This window comes from Gemella sp. GH3 (assembly GCF_013415425.1).
Classification (GTDB): domain Bacteria; phylum Bacillota; class Bacilli; order Staphylococcales; family Gemellaceae; genus Gemelliphila.
In genome coordinates this window covers 1-470 of sequence record NZ_JACBYC010000204.1, presented here as the reverse complement: position 1 = coordinate 470, position 470 = coordinate 1, and the positions used below count along the sequence as shown (strand labels likewise).

Annotated in this window: 1 protein-coding gene; it reads right to left on the bottom strand. The window is 35.5% G+C overall.

The window, feature by feature from the left end; translation table 11 throughout:
- Positions 1–470, bottom strand: a 470-nt coding sequence (locus HZY83_RS07690) for a cation:proton antiporter domain-containing protein (RefSeq protein WP_179943465.1), incomplete at both ends; no start/stop codon positions are given.

Sequence of the window (470 nt, the reverse complement as noted above, 5' to 3'; positions counted from 1 at the left end):
TAACTAAACGTATTCCAAATTTGTGTAAAGTTCATTTGTAATTCTGTTTGTGCACGGATTAATCTATCACGTTCTAAACCATGAATTAAACCTGCTACTACTACAGCTATAATACCTGATGCATGCAATGTTTCAGCTATATAGTAAATAGCGAAGAGTGTCAATAATTGGATAAATGTTAATGTGTTATTATCTTTTAATCCTTTGTTCGCTGTAAGGTAGATACGTATTCTCACGACAATAATACCGAAGATGGCACCGACTAATATTCCGATGATTGTCGAAATAATAAATTGTTCGATAGCGTTAATTGCTGAAAATGCACCAGTGACAAGCGCAGTGACCGCAATTTTAAATGAAATGATACCTGCTGCGTCATTCAGCAATGATTCTCCTTCTAGAATAGACATTGATCCTTTAGGTAAAACTTTCCCATTTGTAATGGCTGATACCGCCACAGCATCAGTATG